Origin of the sequence: Pseudomonas sp. AF03-9 (genome assembly GCF_020515815.1) — a bacterium.
GTDB lineage: Bacteria > Pseudomonadota > Gammaproteobacteria > Pseudomonadales > Pseudomonadaceae > Aquipseudomonas.
In genome coordinates, this window is the sequence record NZ_JAHPJF010000024.1 from 41708 (window position 1) to 57095 (window position 15388).

15 protein-coding genes are annotated in these 15388 nt (G+C 61.6%); 8 read left to right on the forward strand and 7 right to left on the reverse strand.

The features are described from left to right. Positions 1-17: 17 nt before the first annotated feature. On the reverse strand, positions 18-1115 hold the full coding sequence (locus tag LIY36_RS24610) for a carboxynorspermidine decarboxylase (protein ID WP_192296390.1): 1098 nt from the start codon (positions 1113-1115) through the stop codon (positions 18-20). A gap of 1048 nt (positions 1116-2163) precedes the next feature. On the opposite strand from LIY36_RS24610, the gene LIY36_RS24615 reads away from it, so the two are divergent. Beyond that, a complete protein-coding gene (locus LIY36_RS24615; RefSeq protein WP_226457498.1) occupies positions 2164-2772 on the forward strand; it encodes a LysE family translocator in 609 nt (202 codons plus the stop codon). 97 nt (positions 2773-2869) lie between these two features. Continuing rightward, positions 2870-5158 carry a 5-methyltetrahydropteroyltriglutamate--homocysteine S-methyltransferase gene (gene metE, locus LIY36_RS24620; RefSeq protein ID WP_226457499.1) on the forward strand — a complete coding sequence of 763 codons (2289 nt, stop codon included), beginning with the start codon at positions 2870-2872 and terminating at the stop codon, positions 5156-5158. 134 nt (positions 5159-5292) lie between these two features. Here the strand turns inward: metE and LIY36_RS24625 are convergent, their stop codons facing one another. Beyond that, positions 5293-6447, reverse strand: coding sequence for a DUF1624 domain-containing protein (locus tag LIY36_RS24625; protein WP_226457500.1), 1155 nt, complete (start codon positions 6445-6447; stop codon positions 5293-5295). A gap of 146 nt (positions 6448-6593) precedes the next feature. On the opposite strand from LIY36_RS24625, the gene LIY36_RS24630 reads away from it, so the two are divergent. Then, positions 6594-7130, forward strand: coding sequence for a DUF924 family protein (locus tag LIY36_RS24630; RefSeq protein ID WP_226457501.1), 537 nt, complete (start codon positions 6594-6596; stop codon positions 7128-7130). 98 nt (positions 7131-7228) lie between these two features. After that, positions 7229-7861, forward strand: coding sequence for a glutathione transferase (yfcF, locus tag LIY36_RS24635; RefSeq protein ID WP_226457502.1), 633 nt, complete (start codon positions 7229-7231; stop codon positions 7859-7861). 4 nt (positions 7862-7865) lie between these two features. Here the strand turns inward: yfcF and LIY36_RS24640 are convergent, their stop codons facing one another. Beyond that, on the reverse strand, positions 7866-8111 hold the full coding sequence (locus LIY36_RS24640) for a hypothetical protein (RefSeq protein ID WP_192300793.1): 246 nt from the start codon (positions 8109-8111) through the stop codon (positions 7866-7868). Between the two features lie 131 nt (positions 8112-8242). On the opposite strand from LIY36_RS24640, the gene LIY36_RS24645 reads away from it, so the two are divergent. Together LIY36_RS24645 and LIY36_RS24650 are read left to right on the forward strand one after the other, a co-directional pair. After that, positions 8243-8887: an ATPase gene (locus LIY36_RS24645; RefSeq protein WP_226457503.1), complete on the forward strand. Its 645-nt coding sequence runs from the start codon at positions 8243-8245 to the stop codon at positions 8885-8887. Positions 8888-8921: 34 nt separating this feature from the next. Further along, a complete protein-coding gene (locus LIY36_RS24650) occupies positions 8922-9263 on the forward strand; it encodes a hypothetical protein (protein WP_192300791.1) in 342 nt (113 codons plus the stop codon). A gap of 75 nt (positions 9264-9338) precedes the next feature. Here LIY36_RS24650 and LIY36_RS24655 read toward each other — a convergent pair whose 3' ends face one another. Together LIY36_RS24655 and LIY36_RS24660 are read right to left on the reverse strand one after the other, a co-directional pair. Then, positions 9339-10085 (reverse strand): creatininase family protein, encoded by a 747-nt coding sequence (locus LIY36_RS24655; RefSeq protein ID WP_226457504.1) that lies wholly within the window; start codon positions 10083-10085, stop codon positions 9339-9341. Positions 10086-10115: 30 nt separating this feature from the next. After that, a complete protein-coding gene (locus tag LIY36_RS24660) occupies positions 10116-10829 on the reverse strand; it encodes a murein L,D-transpeptidase catalytic domain family protein (RefSeq protein WP_192300789.1) in 714 nt (237 codons plus the stop codon). A gap of 40 nt (positions 10830-10869) precedes the next feature. Between LIY36_RS24660 and LIY36_RS24665 the strand changes: the two genes are divergently transcribed. Together LIY36_RS24665 and dapF are read left to right on the forward strand one after the other, a co-directional pair. Beyond that, complete coding sequence (locus LIY36_RS24665) at positions 10870-12447, forward strand: L,D-transpeptidase family protein (protein WP_226457505.1); 1578 nt, start codon at positions 10870-10872, stop codon at positions 12445-12447. 42 nt (positions 12448-12489) lie between these two features. Continuing rightward, complete coding sequence (dapF, locus tag LIY36_RS24670; RefSeq protein ID WP_226457506.1) at positions 12490-13296, forward strand: diaminopimelate epimerase; 807 nt, start codon at positions 12490-12492, stop codon at positions 13294-13296. Between the two features lie 2 nt (positions 13297-13298). Here dapF and LIY36_RS24675 read toward each other — a convergent pair whose 3' ends face one another. Continuing rightward, entirely contained in the window at positions 13299-14471 is a 1173-nt protein-coding gene (locus LIY36_RS24675) for a PAS domain-containing sensor histidine kinase (RefSeq protein WP_226457507.1), read from the reverse strand. Next, entirely contained in the window at positions 14461-15276 is an 816-nt protein-coding gene (locus tag LIY36_RS24680) for an alpha/beta fold hydrolase (RefSeq protein ID WP_226457508.1), read from the reverse strand. The genes LIY36_RS24675 and LIY36_RS24680 overlap by 11 nt, the downstream gene beginning before the upstream one ends. Positions 15277-15388 lie beyond the last annotated feature (112 nt).

The window sequence follows — 15388 nt, forward strand, 5'->3', positions numbered from 1 at the left end:
CTCCTATATCCGCCAGCTTACGAAAGGCTGGACAGGTAGTCGTCGTAACCAAATTCACGAACCACCTCGACTGTACCGTCGAGTTGTTTCACTACGATGGACGGCATTTTCAGGCCGTTGAACCAATTTTTCTTGACCATGGTGTAGCCCGCGGTGTCGATGAACGACAGCCGATCGCCGATGGCCAGCGGACGATCAAATTGGTACTCACCGAAGATGTCCCCGGCCAGGCAGGATTTGCCGCACACCATCACGGTGTGTTCGCCATCGCTCGGCGCCAGCTTGGCGTTGAGGCGATAGATCAGCAGGTCCAGCAGGTGGGCTTCGATGGAGCTGTCTACCACGGCGAGGTTCTTGCCGTTGTAGAGGGTGTCGAGCACGGTGACTTCCAGGGAGGCGCTGTTGGTGATCGCCGCTTCGCCGGGTTCCAGATAGACCTGCACGCCGTACTTGGCGGAGAACGCTTTCAAGCGGGCGCAGAACGCGTCCACGTCATAGTCGTCGCCGGTGAAATGGATGCCGCCGCCGAGGCTGACCCACTCGACTTTGTGCAGCAGCGCGCCGAAGCGTTCTTCGATGGTGCCGAGCATTTTGTCGAACAGGCTGAAGTCGCCGTTCTCGCAGTTGTTGTGGAACATGAAGCCGGAGATCTGCTCGATCACGCCTTCGATCTTCACCGGGTCCCATTCGCCCAGGCGGCTGAACGGACGCGCCGGGTCGGCCAGCAGGTAGTCGGAGCTGCTGACCTGGGGGTTCACGCGCAGGCCGCGGGTCTTGCCTGCGGAACGTTCGGCAAAGCGCTGCAACTGGCTAATGGAGTTGAAGATGATCTTGTCGCAGTTATCCAGCATCTCTTCAATTTCATCGTCAGCCCAGGCCACGCTGTAGGCGTGCGCTTCGCCTTCGAACTTCTGGCGGCCGAGCTTGAGCTCGTACAGCGACGACGACGTAGTGCCGTCCATGTATTGCTGCATCAGGTCGAACACCGACCAGGTGGCGAAGCACTTGAGCGCCAACAGGGCCTTGGCGCCGGACTGCTCGCGCACGTAAGCAATCTTCTGCATGTTGACCAGAAGCTTCTGTTTATCGATGAGGTAGTACGGCGTTTTGATCATTTTTGAGAGCCTGCGGCGGTGCCTGCCAAAAAAGGACACGCATTGTGCCCGCACTTGGGGCGAATCGGAAGGTTAGTGGGCGGAATTTGCTGCCCTTGGTTTACGAGCGTAGCGCAGGTGTATGACTGTCCGTGCAGCGACAGCGTTTTTGTAGTGAGCGGGCTTGCCCCGCGCCGGGTGGCGAAGCCGCCCCGAATCCGGGCACCTGGGTCTTCCTGCATCACCCGCCATTTTGAACGGTGTATGCCTGTTCCAGCCTGCAAACCCAATCTCCTGTGTGGAGCTGTCGAGCTTTGGCGAGGCTGCGAAAGCGGCGGCACGGCAGGCAGAGATGTTGCCTGATCCGCCGCCTTCGCAGGCAAGCCAGCTCCCACATTTTTTAACTGTGTACACCTGACACGGCCTGCAAACCCTATTCCCTGTGGGAGCTGTCGAGCTTTGGCGAGGCTGCGAAGGCGGCGGCACTGCTGGTAGAGATGTTGCCTGATCCGCCGCCTTCGCAGGCAAGCCAGCTCCCACATTTTTTAACTGTGTACACCTGACACAGCCTGCAAACCCTATTCCCTGTGGGAGCTGTCGAGCTTAGGCGAGGCTGCGAAAGCGGCGGCACGGCAGGCAGAGATGTCGCCTGATCCGCCGCCTTCGCAAGCAAGCCAGCTCCCACATTTTTTAACTGTGTACACCTGACACGGCCTGCAAACCCTATTCCCTGTGGGAGCTGTCGAGCTTTGGCGAGGCTGCGAAAGCGGCGGCACTGCTGGTAGAGATGTCGCCTGACCCACCTTTGATCTTCATTCAGCCCATGTCGCCTTCGATTCAACGCAGCTGTGCGCCTGTCTCAGCGGGCGCCGCGCCATGGCTTTTCTGGCATTTGCGGCAATGGCAGTGGGTGACGGCATCCATGTTGCTTTCGTTCCTGAAAGTTGCAGGCAAACACTATACCTGTGGCGAGGGAGCTTGCTCCCGTTGAGGGCGCACCACAAACGTTCAAGAATTCCCCGAACACGCCTCAGTAGACTCGCCAGACTTCTTCTACTACAGGTTTTCCATGGACATCTTCCTCTACGCCTTCAGCGTCATGTACAGCCCCGGCCCCGTGAATTTCATGGGCCTCAACGCCGGGCTCACCGGGCAGTTTCGCCGTTCCACCGGGTTTTTCATCGGTGTGGGGTGCGCGATGCTGCTGTTGTTTGTGCTGTTTGGCTACACCGGCGAGGCGATCATTTCCCAGGCCGCGTTGCCGTACATCTCGTTGATTGGCGGGGCGTACACGTTGTATCTCGCCTATCAGGTATTCACTGCGCGCACGGTCGTGGATGAAACGACTGCAACCGTACCCGTCAAAACCCTCACGTTCTGGAATGGCCTGGTGATCCAGTTGCTCAACCCCAAGGGCATCATGGCGGTGTTGCCGATCACCAGTGTGATGCTGCCGGCGGCGCACGTCACCGGGGTGTCCATCGCGCTTGTGTCGGCGGTGCTGGCGGTTGGTGCGTTCGGCGCGCCGTGGGTTTATTCACTGCTGGGTGCAGTGCTCGGACGGCGGATCAATGGCTCGTCGGCGTTCACCGTGTTCAATCGCTGCATGGGCGTGGCACTGGCGGTGTGTGCGTATTTCATGTTCCACGCGTTCTATGTACACCTGATCTCAACATGAGTAGATCTTGTGATCATCTAGAATAATATGAGTTTGTCTCACTATCGCTGACTGTCGACAATGGCTGCCATAAATATCGACATTGGAGTTGTTAGTCATGGCAGTCGCTCATTCCCTGGGATTTCCGCGCATTGGACGCGATCGTGAACTGAAAAAAGCGCAGGAAGCGTTCTGGAAGGGTGAGCTCGATGAAGCTGGCTTGCGCGCCGTGGGCCGTGACCTGCGCAAAACCCACTGGGACCTGCAAAAACAGGCCGGTGTCGAATTGCTGCCCGCCGGGGATTTCGCCTGGTATGACCAGGTGCTGACCCACTCGCTGATGTTTGGCGTGATCCCCGAGCGCTTCCGCCCAGCCGATGGCAAAGCCACCTTGCACACCCTGTTCGGCATGGCCCGTGGCGTCAGCGACAGCTGCTGCGGCGGCGCCCACGCCCAGGAGATGACCAAGTGGTTCGACACCAACTACCACTACCTGGTGCCTGAATTCAGCGCTGACCAGCAGTTCCACCTGGGCTGGGATCAACTGTTCGAAGAGGTGCAGGAAGCCCGCGAGCTGGGCCACAACGTCAAGCCAGTCATCATCGGCCCGCTGACTTACCTGTGGCTGGGCAAGGCCAAGGGCGGCGACTTCGACAAGCTCGACCTGCTCGATCGCCTGCTGCCGCTGTACGGCCAGATCTTCCAGCGCCTCGCCGAATTGGGGGTTGAGTGGGTACAGATCGACGAACCGATCCTGGTGCTGGACCTGCCGCAGGACTGGAAAAACGCGTTTGAGCGTGCCTACAACCTGATCCAGCGCGACCCGCTGAAAAAGCTGGTGGCCACCTATTTTGGTGGGCTGGAAGAGAACCTCGGTTTGGCGGCGAACCTGCCGGTGGATGGTTTGCATATCGACCTGGTGCGGGCGCCGGAGCAGTACCCGACCATTCTCGACCGCCTGCCGGCTTATAAAGTGCTGTCCCTGGGCGTGGTCAACGGTCGTAACGTGTGGCGCTGCGACCTGGAAAAAGCCCTGGCGACGCTGCAGCACGCCCATGACAAGTTGGGTGACCGCCTGTGGGTGGCGCCATCCTGCTCGCTGCTGCACAGCCCGGTGGACCTGGGGCGTGAAGACCAGCTGGATGGGGAGCTGAAAAGCTGGCTGGCATTCGCCGTACAGAAATGCGCCGAAGTGGCGGTGCTGGCCCAGGCGGTCAATCAACCCGAGGCAGCGAATGTTGTCGCGGCCTTGGCACAAAGCCGTGCCGTGCAAGCCGCCCGCGCCGCGTCGCCGCGTATCCACAAGCCTGCGGTGCAAGCGCGGGTTGCGGCGATCACTGCCAGGGACAGCCAGCGCCAGTCGCCGTTTGCCCAGCGTATCGAGCAGCAGCGCGCGGGCCTGAACCTGCCACTGTTTCCGACCACCACCATCGGTTCGTTCCCGCAGACCGCGTCGATCCGCCTGGCGCGCCAGTCGTACAAGGCCGGCAAGTTGAGCGAAGCCGAATACGTCGAAGCCATGCACAGCGAGATCAAGCACGCCGTGGAAGTGCAGGAAAACCTCGGCCTGGACGTGCTGGTGCACGGTGAAGCCGAGCGTAATGACATGGTTGAGTACTTCGCCGAGCAACTCGACGGCTATGTGTTCACCCGGTTCGGTTGGGTGCAGAGCTACGGTTCACGTTGCGTGAAACCGGCGGTGATTTTTGGTGACCTGAGCCGCCCGAAAGCCATGACCGTGGAGTGGATCCGCTACGCCCAAGGCCTCACCCACAAAGTGATGAAGGGCATGCTGACCGGCCCGGTGACCATGCTGATGTGGTCATTCCCCCGCGAAGATGTGAGCCGCGAAGTGCAGGCACGGCAATTGGCCCTGGCGATTCGTGACGAAGTGGTGGACCTGGAGGCGGCCGGCATCAAGATCGTGCAGATCGACGAAGCGGCGTTCCGTGAAGGTTTGCCGTTGCGCCAGGCGCAGTGGCAGCACTACCTGGACTGGGCCACCGAAGTATTCCGCCTGTGCGCCTCGGGTGTGCGCGACGAAACCCAGATCCACACCCACATGTGCTACAGCGAGTTCAACGATGTGATCGAGAGCATTGCGGCGATGGATGCCGATGTGATTACCATCGAAACGTCGCGCTCGGACATGGAGTTGCTGGAGGCGTTTGAAGCCTTCGCTTACCCGAACGAAATCGGTCCGGGCGTGTACGACATCCACTCGCCACGGGTGCCGGATGCGTCGGAGATGGCCAATTTGTTGCGCAAGGCGGCCAAGCGGATTCCGGCCGAGCGTTTGTGGGTGAACCCGGATTGCGGCTTGAAAACCCGTGGCTGGCCGGAGACCGAAGCGGCGTTGATTCACATGGTCACGGCCGCCCGCCAGCTGCGTGCTGAACTGGCCTGATTGCTGAGCAGTACACGGTTCAAAAAAATGTGGGAGCGGGCTTGCTCGCGAATGCAGTGTGTCAGTCAACGGATTCACTGGCTGATTCAGCGCATTCGCGAGCAAGCCCACTCCCACATTTGGCCTGCGTAGAGTCAGAGGTATTTGAGCCAGGCCAAGTCACGACGCCTTGCTTTGAGCCCCGCAAACCAACGCACGGGCGGATACAGCACCAACGGCAGCAACAGCGCTACCAGCCAAATTGCGCCCATACCGTCGACGCCGAAATAGCTGCCATGATTCAGGCCAAACAGCGCAATACAAGCCACATAGAACACTTTCAGCACATACAAATGCAGCAGATAAAAGAACATCGGCGCCGCGCCAAACGTGGCCAGTAGGCCGATCCAACGTGCGTGCCCGGCCCGTTCAAACGCCAGCAACAGCAGCAGACCGATGCCCAAGGTCAGCGCCAGGAACAGCAGCGAAGGCGGATATTTGGTCACGTTGAAAAAGCTCATCAACGTCTGCACACCACTGTCATAGCTCTGCCAAGGCTTCTCCCCGTAACCATTGAACGCACGCAACAGCACAAAGCCGACCAACCCAGTCACGCCCGCCAGCGCCAAATAGCGCTGACGCAGCAGCGGCGGTGAGCCGTTGGCGAACCACGGGCCGAGGCCGTAGCCCAAGGCAATCACGCCGATCCACGGCAGCACCGGGTAGGTGATGCGCAGGCGCAGGTTGTCGCCGACCTCGATCCAACTGCGCTCATGCAGGATCGCCCAACCGTTCTGCAGCATCGAGCCCGGCCCGAAGTGCAGGCCATCCAGCAGGTTGTGCCCGGCGATAATCCCAATCGCCACGGCGATCAACAGCGGCCGCGGCAACCACACCAAGGCGGCGAGGGCGAGCATGCTCACGCCAATTGCCCAGATGACTTGCAGGTAGATCACTGCTGGCGGCATCTGGAAGGTCCAGGCGAAGTTGACCAGGGTGAATTCCAGCACCACCAGAAATAGCCCGCGCTTGAACAGAAACGCCGACACATCGCGGCGGCCCTGGTATTTCTGGCCGTACAGCCACGCCGACAAGCCGGTGAGCAAGACAAACACCGGCGCACACAGGTGGGCGAGGGTGCGACTGATAAACAGGCTGGGTTCGGTGCTGTCGATGCTCATCGGGTCGCTGACTTGACGGTGCAGCAGGAAGGTTTCGCGCACGTGGTCCAGCAGCATGAACAGGATCACCAGGCCCCGCAGGGCGTCGATGGAAAGCAGGCGTTGGCGCAGGGGGACAGCGTCGGTCATGGGCAAGGGTCGCAGGGTAGAGGGGAAAGCGGGTGTTATTCTATAACATTAATCTGCCCGCTGTCGGTTTCTAACCTGTGGGAGCGAGCTTCGTCGTGCCTTGGATTCTGCTAAGGTCTGCCAAACCGCTTTCGCAGGCCTTCACCATGACCACCCCGAAAACCGTCATCGACTTCTGGCAACACGCCGGCCCCAAACGCTGGTTCGCCAAGGACGAGGCCTTCGACGCCAGCTTCCGCGACACCTTCCACAGCGCCCACCTGCAAGCCGCCCGCCGTGAGCTGGAAAGCTGGCTGGACTCGGCAGAGGGCGCCCTGGCCCTGCTGATCCTGCTCGACCAATACCCGCGCAATGCCTTTCGCGGCACTGCCCATATGTTCGCCACCGACCCGTTGGCGCGCTTGTATGCCGGGCGCATGGTCGAGGCCGGGTTGGACCAGTTGATCGAGCCTGCCTTGCGTGCGTTCTGCTACCTACCGTTTGAGCATTCGGAAGACCCGGTGGACCAGCAGCGTTCCCTGGTGCTCAACCAGGCGCTGGACGCCAACACCTACCACTGGGCCAAGGAACATGCCGAGATTATTCAGCGCTTCGGGCGGTTTCCTCATCGCAACAGGGTGTTGGCCCGCGTCAGCACTGAGCACGAGCAGGCCTTTTTGGACAAGGGCGGGTTCGCCGGATAGGTCCCAGCATTCCCGCCAGGAATGCCCCTATAAAAAGCTGCCATTGTCTTTCTTGCCAGCCATCTCGTAACGTGGGCTTTCACCCAAGGAGCCCTGTCATGAACTCACCCTCGTTGCGCCTGTACGTTGATGCCCAGTTCACCAGCCCCTACGCGATGTCGGTATTTGTCGCGCTGCGCGAGAAGGGCTTGGCGTTTGATACGCAGACCCTGGACTTGGACTCGGCGCAACAGCAGGCTGCGGATTTCACCCAATTGTCCCTGACCCAACGCGTGCCAACCCTGGTGGACGGTGACTTTGCCCTGTCGGAATCCTCGGCAATCACCGAGTATCTGGACGAGGCGTACCCCGCGACGGTGGTGTACCCCGTCGACCCCAAGCAGCGGGCGAGGGCGCGGCAGGTCCAGGCGTGGTTGCGCAGCGATTTGCTGCCCATCCGCCAGGAACGTTCGACGCTGGTGGTGTTCTACGGGCAAAAGATGCCGCCCTTTTCGCCTGCGGCCCAGGCTGCCGCGCAGAAGTTGATCAGTGCGGCACAGGCGCTGTTGGCGGGTAACCCGGACTTTCTGTTTGGCACGTGGTCGATTGCCGATGTGGACCTGGCCGTGATGCTCAATCGCCTGATTCTCAATGGCGACAGCGTGCCCGCCGAGTTGGTCGCCTATGCGCAACGCCAATGGCAGCGGCCGTCGGTACAAGCCTGGGTCAACCTGCAGCGGCCTGCGCTCTAGCGGTTTAAAGCCATTCCTGGGCCACGCGACGGTCCAGGTCTTCCCAGTCGGCCATGCCCAGTACCCGTGTGGTGTTCAAACCACGCAGGTAACCGCGCAATTGCTGGGCGCTGGCGCAACGTTGCTCGGCGTCGGCCGTTTCGTCCTGTAGTACCGTCTCATAGTCGACCAGGTAGTCGGCGATCCGCTCGCGAAACTCCGGCAGTACGGCATCGCGGATACGGTCGAAGGTTTTCTGGTGGGGCTTCATGGCGGGTCCTTATCTATTTTTATCTAGGCACTATTGGTTCAGATAATAGTCACCATCACGGATCGCAAGTTCTGTTTTTTCAGGAAAAGCGCAGAATTGTCCCATCGAAACGCTGTTCAAGGAAACGCGCGATGAGGACGATAATTCAGCTGGGTTTGATGCTGGTGATGCTGGGCTCGGTGGCCATGAACAACGCGGCCATCGCCGATGATTTGAATAGTAGCCATTTGCTACCTATCGACGCTAGCGTAGACTCCCTGCAACATGCGCAGTCGGTAGGGGTGTTGTTAAGCGACAATACCCGCGACAACCTCAGTTACCTTGAACGCTACCATGACATGGCCTTGAACGGCGCCAGGGATGCCCTCGACGAGCGTATCCGCCAGGCGTTCGTCAACAGTTCCGACCCGGAACTGGCTATCGACTGGTTGATAAACTCGCTGCAAGGCACCTTTTTGTCGGTCACCGTCTACGACAACCTGGATGCCCTGGTGCAGGCACACCCCGAAGTGGTGGTGATGCTCGATACCCACAATCAACTGCTGACTCCGCGGAACGATCAGGTCGAGGCACGTTTTATCGCACGGTTCTACAACGCGAACCTGCAATACATCGCCAAGGCCGAAGGTGCTGTGCGTCGGCAAGTACCGTCGGTGTGGGTGCATGACAAGGCGGCGCCGGAAATTGCCGCGCAGATCGAACAGCAGCGGGATGTCCAGCAAGCGGCCTTGCAACGGTTTGATGCATCGCTCAAGGCGTTGGTCCAAGCCGGTTGATGTGAACTTTTTTGTTATTTTTTCAGGAATTTATATGCGTTATTTTTTCGCCCCGGCCCTGGCCTTTGCTTCACTGTGGCTGGCCGGTTGTGTGTCTGCCCCGAATGCGCCGACATTGACCCTGCTCACCGCCAAGACCCCTGAAGGCTATGCCCAGTGTGTGCTGCCAAAGCTTGAAAAACACGGCATCACCTCGACCGTCACGCAGAACTCGCGTCACGCCAAGGTGGTGTTGACCAGCAAGATTGCGGCGGATGATGTGCTGGAGGCCTACAAGACCCAGGACGGAACCAAGGTGTTCTTGTATGAGCGCAAGCCGTTGGCATCGACGCTGACGCCGTCGCGGTTGGAGTTGGTGGCGCAGGAGTGCAAGTAGTCTGCACAGCACCAATCCACTGTTGAGCTGGGTTTGTGTGGGAGCGGGCTCCCACATTTTTGATCTGTGTGTGACCTAGGGCTTGGCTTCGTTGCTGAACGCGTTGACCGTCTTGACCAAACCTAGCGCCGCCAACGCCACCAACTCCCCACCTTTCTCCACTGTCGCCAGCGCCGGGTCCGAGCCCATGCGTCCGTCGGGGAAACGTGCGCGGAAGTCCAGCGCTTCGCGGATCGGCCCAGTGTTGGCGATCTGCGGCGAGTACTCGGCGACCTTGATCGACTGCGGGTACGCCCACTGCGTCACTGCAATCTCCGATGGCGTGGCATGGCTGCCATGGCCGACCGGAAACTGCTTCTGGGCCAGGTCGTTGACGCCTTCCAGGTCCCACCAGTTGACCAGCTTCAGCGCAAACCCGGCCGGACGGCGGGCGAAGCTCGCTTCGGCATACAGCTCGGAAAACGCCGCCTCAATCGTGGCGATGTTGCCGCCGTGGCCGTTCAGGAACAGGATCTTGTCGAAACCATGCCCGGCCAGCGAGCGCACCCAATCGCCAATCGCAGCAATAAAGGTGGAAGGGCGCAGCGAGATGGTGCCGGGAAAGCCCAGGTGATGCTGGGCCATGCCGATATTGAAAGTCGGGCCGATCAGGATGTCGGCATTTTTCTGCGCCTCATGGGCGATGATTTCCGGGCACATCCAATCGGTGCCCAGCAGGCCGGTGGGGCCGTGCTGTTCGTTGGAGCCGATGGGGATCACCACCGTGCGGCTGCGTTCCAGGAACTGCCCGACTTCGATCCAGGTGGACGTATGTAGCAGCATGCGATGCTCTCTTTTATCGATGGGGACAGGCTATCCGCCACGGATTGTACGACTACTCGCCACCTGTTGGGGTTTGCAGTTGAGGTAGGTCGACGACTTCAGCCAGTGCTGGTCCGGATACCAGGAAAACATGAACTGCCCATCCTTGAGTTTGTCTACCACCTGGCGTGCCACCTGCGGGCGCACGGCGGGACAGCCCTGGCTGCGGCCGATACGGCCTTCGCGCTTGCTCCACAGGGGGCTGACGTAATCGGCCGCATGGATCACCAGCGCACGGTCGCGGGCCTGATCATTGAAGCCCGGTTCCAGGCCATCCATGCGCAACGAGTAGCCGTGGGTGCCCAGATAACTTTCCTGGGTGCGGAACAGGCCCAGGCTGGATTGATGGCTGCCCTCGCGATTGGAGAACTGCGTGGCGAAGTTTTCCCCGGACTTGGCGCCATGGGCCACCAGGTCGCGCAGCACCAGGGTCTTTTTGCGCAGGTCGAAGATCCATAGCCGACGTGCGGTCGAGGGCTGGGAGTAGTCGATCACGGCCAGGCGCTCGGAGCGTTCCTCGCCATTGTTGACCGCACATTGCATCGCGCTCAGGGCGCTTTTCAGTACAGTGGGATTGAGTTCTGGAGCCGAGCGCGCCAGGCTGCTATACAAGGAAGGAGGGTTGCCATTGGCGGCGAGTGCATAATTGCCCAACGCGGCCAGGCTCATGGTGATCAAACCCAGGCGGCACAAAAAAGTTAGCATCTACAGTACATCCCCCCACTGTGGATTGGAGTTAAGCCAATTGTTCAAAAAACACGCATGTTACTTGAGCATTTGCTTGCTCGTTGCACCACTGGTCGCGACAGCCGATGAGCTGGCGGCCGAACCTGTGCCAATTGTTTCACCCAGCCCGATTCAACAAGCCCTGGCGGCACTGCCCGGTGTTTGCCCCAGCCTCGCGCCGCAGATTGACGCCGCCGCGCTGGTGCGCCTGCAAGCGTTCTACCAGCAGCAAGGCGACGTACCGTTGTGGTCCGCCGAACAACGCCAAGCGCTGCACACCCAACTGTTGCTGCTCGCCGACGACGGCCTGGACCCCACCCACTATAGCCAACCCACGCCGGATGCCACGGCCAATGTGCTGTGCAGCGACATCGATGGCAGCCGCCACTACCTGCAAGCCTTGCAGGATTTGCACTACGGCCGCCTGCAACAATCGCGCTACGAACCGCTATGGCATGCCCAGCCGCCAACCCGCGACCCGAACACCGAAGTGCTGGCCTTTGCCGCCACCGGCCTGCGCGACATGGCCCAAGCCTTCGATCAGGCGCGGCCCAGCGCCGATTTGTACCGCAGCCTGCGCAACGCCTATTCCACTGTGCGTCAGCAACCATTGCCGCACTGGGACGCGGTCGCCAGCGGTCCTTTATTGCGTCCCGGCATGGACGACCCCCGCGTGCCGGAACTGGCGCGGCGCCTGGTCAGTGGCGGCTACCTGGCCACCGCGCCCGCCGGCAAGCTGTACCGCGACGAACTGGTCAAGGCAGTCAAGGCCTTCCAGCTCAGCCACTCCCTGCAGGCTGACGGTGTGATCGGGGCCGGCACCGTGGCCGAGCTGAACATCAGCCCGGCAATTCGCCGCGAACAGCTGCGCATCAACCTCGAACGCTTCCGCTGGCTGGCCCAGGACCTGGAACCCGAGGGCGTGCTGGTCAACGTCGCCGCCGCGCAACTGAGCGTGTACCAAAGTGGCATCCCGGTGTGGCAAACCCGCCTGCAAGTCGGCCGCGCCGAGCGCCAGACGCCGTTGCTCAAGTCGCGCATCACCCGGCTGACCCTCAACCCCACGTGGACCATCCCGCCGACCATCATGCGCGAGGACAAACTCCCGGCCATCCGCCTCAACCCCGAGTATCTGCGCCAGCAAAACCTGCAAGTGCTCGACCCCGAAGGTCGTCCGCTGGCACCCGAACAGATCGACTGGGCGCGCCCCGGCAACATCCTGCTGCGCCAGGAAGCCGGCCCGCGCAACCCGCTGGGCAAGATCGTGATGCGCTTTCCCAACCCGTATTCGGTGTACCTGCACGACACGCCGAGCCAGCCGCTGTTCAGCAAGGGCCCACGGGCGTTCAGCTCGGGGTGTGTGCGCGTCGAACAGCCGCTGATGCTGCGTGACCTGCTGGTAAGCCCGGCCGAACGTGCGCGCACCGATGAACTGCTGGCCACTGGGGTGACCCACGAATTCCGCCTGGCCACGCCGGTGCCGGTGCTGTTGGGGTACTGGACGGTGGAAGTCGACCGCCAGGGTGGCTTGGTCTACGCGCCGGATATTTATGCGCGGGATCTGGTGCTGATGAAGGCCATGGGCACCACGCTCTGACCCACCCTGCAACTCATCTCCCGGCTCGAATAAGGACCACCCATGCCCTTGCAGTTCGTAAAAATGCACGCCCACGGCGATGACTTCATCATCGTTGACCGCCGTGGGCGCGACGACCCGATCACCGCGCAAGTCGCACGCCGCCTGGGCAACCGCCATACCGGTATCGGTTTCAACCAGCTCGCCGTGGTGCTCGACTGCGATGATGCAGCGGCGCGGATCAAGTTCTGGAACCCCAACGGCACGCCGCTGCAGGCCTGCGGCAGCGCGACCCGTGGCGTGGCAGATCGCTTGATGCTGGAGGCGGGCAGCGATTCTATCGTGTTGCGCACCGACCGCGGTTTGCTGACGTGTGTGCGGCAGGTGGAGCGGCAAGTCTCGGTGAACATGGGCGAGCCGTCCCTGGACTGGGCCGCCGTGCCCTTGGCCGAGGCCCTGGATACGCTGAGGTTGCCCCTTGAGGGCGAGCCGGCGGCCTGCAGCATGGGCAACCCGCATTGCACGTTTTTTGTGGCGGATCTTGCCGCCGTCGATGTGGCCGCCGTAGGTGCTGCGTTGGAAATTCACCCGCTGTTTCCGGCCAAGACCAATGTGCATTTTGTGCAAGTGCTCGACCGTGGGCACATCCGCCTGCGCATCTGGGAGCGCGGCGGCGGTGTGCCATTGGGCTCCGGTTCGTGCTGTTGCGGGGCGGTGGTCAATGGCATCCGTCGTGGCTTGCTGGATGCCACGGTGCAGGTGCAGTGCGACGGCGGCACGGTGACCGTGCACTGGGCGGGCGAGGGCGGTGTGGTGTTGACGGGGAGTGTGGAGCCGGTGATGCAGGGGACGGTGTTCAGTATTGGCTGAAGTCAGTCACCGGCAACATTGACGGGTCCACCCCCATCTCCCACAAAGCGCACACTGAACGTGGTGCCGCCGCCCTCAGTAGAGCTCACCGCCACATCTCCACCATGGACCCTGGCCAATTCCCGCACGATGTACAGGCCCAGGCCGACGCTGCGCACGTCGCTGCCCTGGTCGGTGCCGCGGGTCATGGGCTCGAACAGCCCGGCCAGCAGGGTTGCGGGGATCACGCCGCCATGGTTGTGCACCGCCACCTCGCAATGCCCGGCCCCCAGCCGCGAGGTGATGCTGATCGGTTGTTGCAGGTCGCCATAGGCCACGCTGTTGGCCACCAGATTGCCGATGATCTGTTGCACGCGGTCGGCGTCGAGGCTGGCATCGCCGCTGCCAATGGTGTGATGCGCGAGGATCGCCTTGGGGAATGCCACGCGCAGTTCATCCACGGCCTGGCGGGTCACTGCGTGCAGGTCCAGCGGTGCGGCCTTGATGCTGATGCCGTGGCCGACCCGGGCCTGGGTGAAGTCCAGCAGGTCGGCGATCATGCGCTGGGCGCGTTCGGAGGACTGGCTGATGTGCCCCAGCAACTGGCGCTCCTTGGCGCTGCGTTCGCCACGGCTGAGGAAATCAGAAGCCATGCGGATCGCCGTGAGCGGGTTTTTCAGGTCATGGCTGACGATCGCCACCATCTGCTCGGCAAACAGCGCGCGCCGCTGGGCGATGGCGTATGCCTCGCCGAGTTCGGCCTGGGCTTGCTTGAGGGCAAGTTCCGTCGTGGTTTTTTCCTGCAACAGTGCTTCGGCCAGCTTGCGTGCGTTGAGCAGTTCGCGCTCGTACTTGTCGCGGTCGGTGGTGCCGAACAACGCCAGGTCGTACACCGCGCCGTCGGCTTGTTCACGCCGGGTGCCATTGAGCAGCACGGTGACCTTGTGCCCGTCGCGGTGCAGCATGTCCAGCTTCACTTCGGTGACACTGCCACGCAGGCGCAGCATTGGCGCCAGGTGGGTCTGGTGGAAGATCCGCCCGCCCATGGTCAGCAGGTCTTGGAAACGCCGCCCGCACAACTCCACGGCGCTGAACCCGAGCCATTCGCTGAACCGTGCGTTGGTGTGCAGGAGCGTGCCGTCCTCCGCCGTTGCGGCCAGGGCACAGGCGGCGTTGTCGAACAGCTTAGTCGGCATGGGCGACGGTCCAGGGTGCGAGGAAACTCTCCATCGCTGCCGCACACGCCTGCGGCGCGCTCATGTGTGGGCAATGGCCGACGTTGTCCACCAGGCAATAGGTGCTGTTGGGCAACACGCCGTGCAGGTATTCGCCGACGGCCACGGGGGCGATCAGGTCGTCGCTCGATTGCAGGATCAACACCGGGGTAGCCAGGCCGGCGATGTCCTTGCGGTTGTCGGACATAAACGTCACCCGCGCAAATTGCTTGGCGATCTCCGGTTCGGTGCGGCAGAAACTGTCGCGCAGGGCCTCGCTCAACGCGGGCTGTTCAGGCGCGCCCATGATCACTGGTGCCATGGCGCTGGACCAGCCGAGGTAGTTGCTGTCGAGGGTGTCGAGCAGGTCATCGATGTCGCTGCGCTTGAAACCACCGACATAGCCATCAGCATCGATGTAGCGCGGCGACGGGCCAATCATCACGTGGGCGGCGATGCGTCCGGGGGCCCGGCGGTCGGCGAGGGTGGCAATCATCGCGCTGACCGAGTGGCTCACCAGAATCACCGGGCCGACGGTGAAGGCGTCAATCAGCTCGTTCAAGTCGCGGGCATAGCCGTCCAGCGTGCTGTATTTGTGCTTGTCGAACGCGCTGAGGTCCGACAGGCCGGCGCCGACCAGGTCATACATCACCACGCGAAAGTGTTCGGTGAATGGCGGCGCCAAGTAGTGCCACATGGCCTGGTTGCAGCCAAAACCGTGGGAGAACACCAGGGTCGAGCGGCCGTTGCCCATCACACTGACGTTGTTGCGGAGGCGAAGGTTCATGGGCTTCCCGGTTATGGCGTTTTGCTATGGGTGGGTGGAGTTTAGATAGTCAACGGCGTGGGGTCACGTGTTATAGCCGCGATAAGGTAAAGTCGCGGCCTTCAGGAAGAAA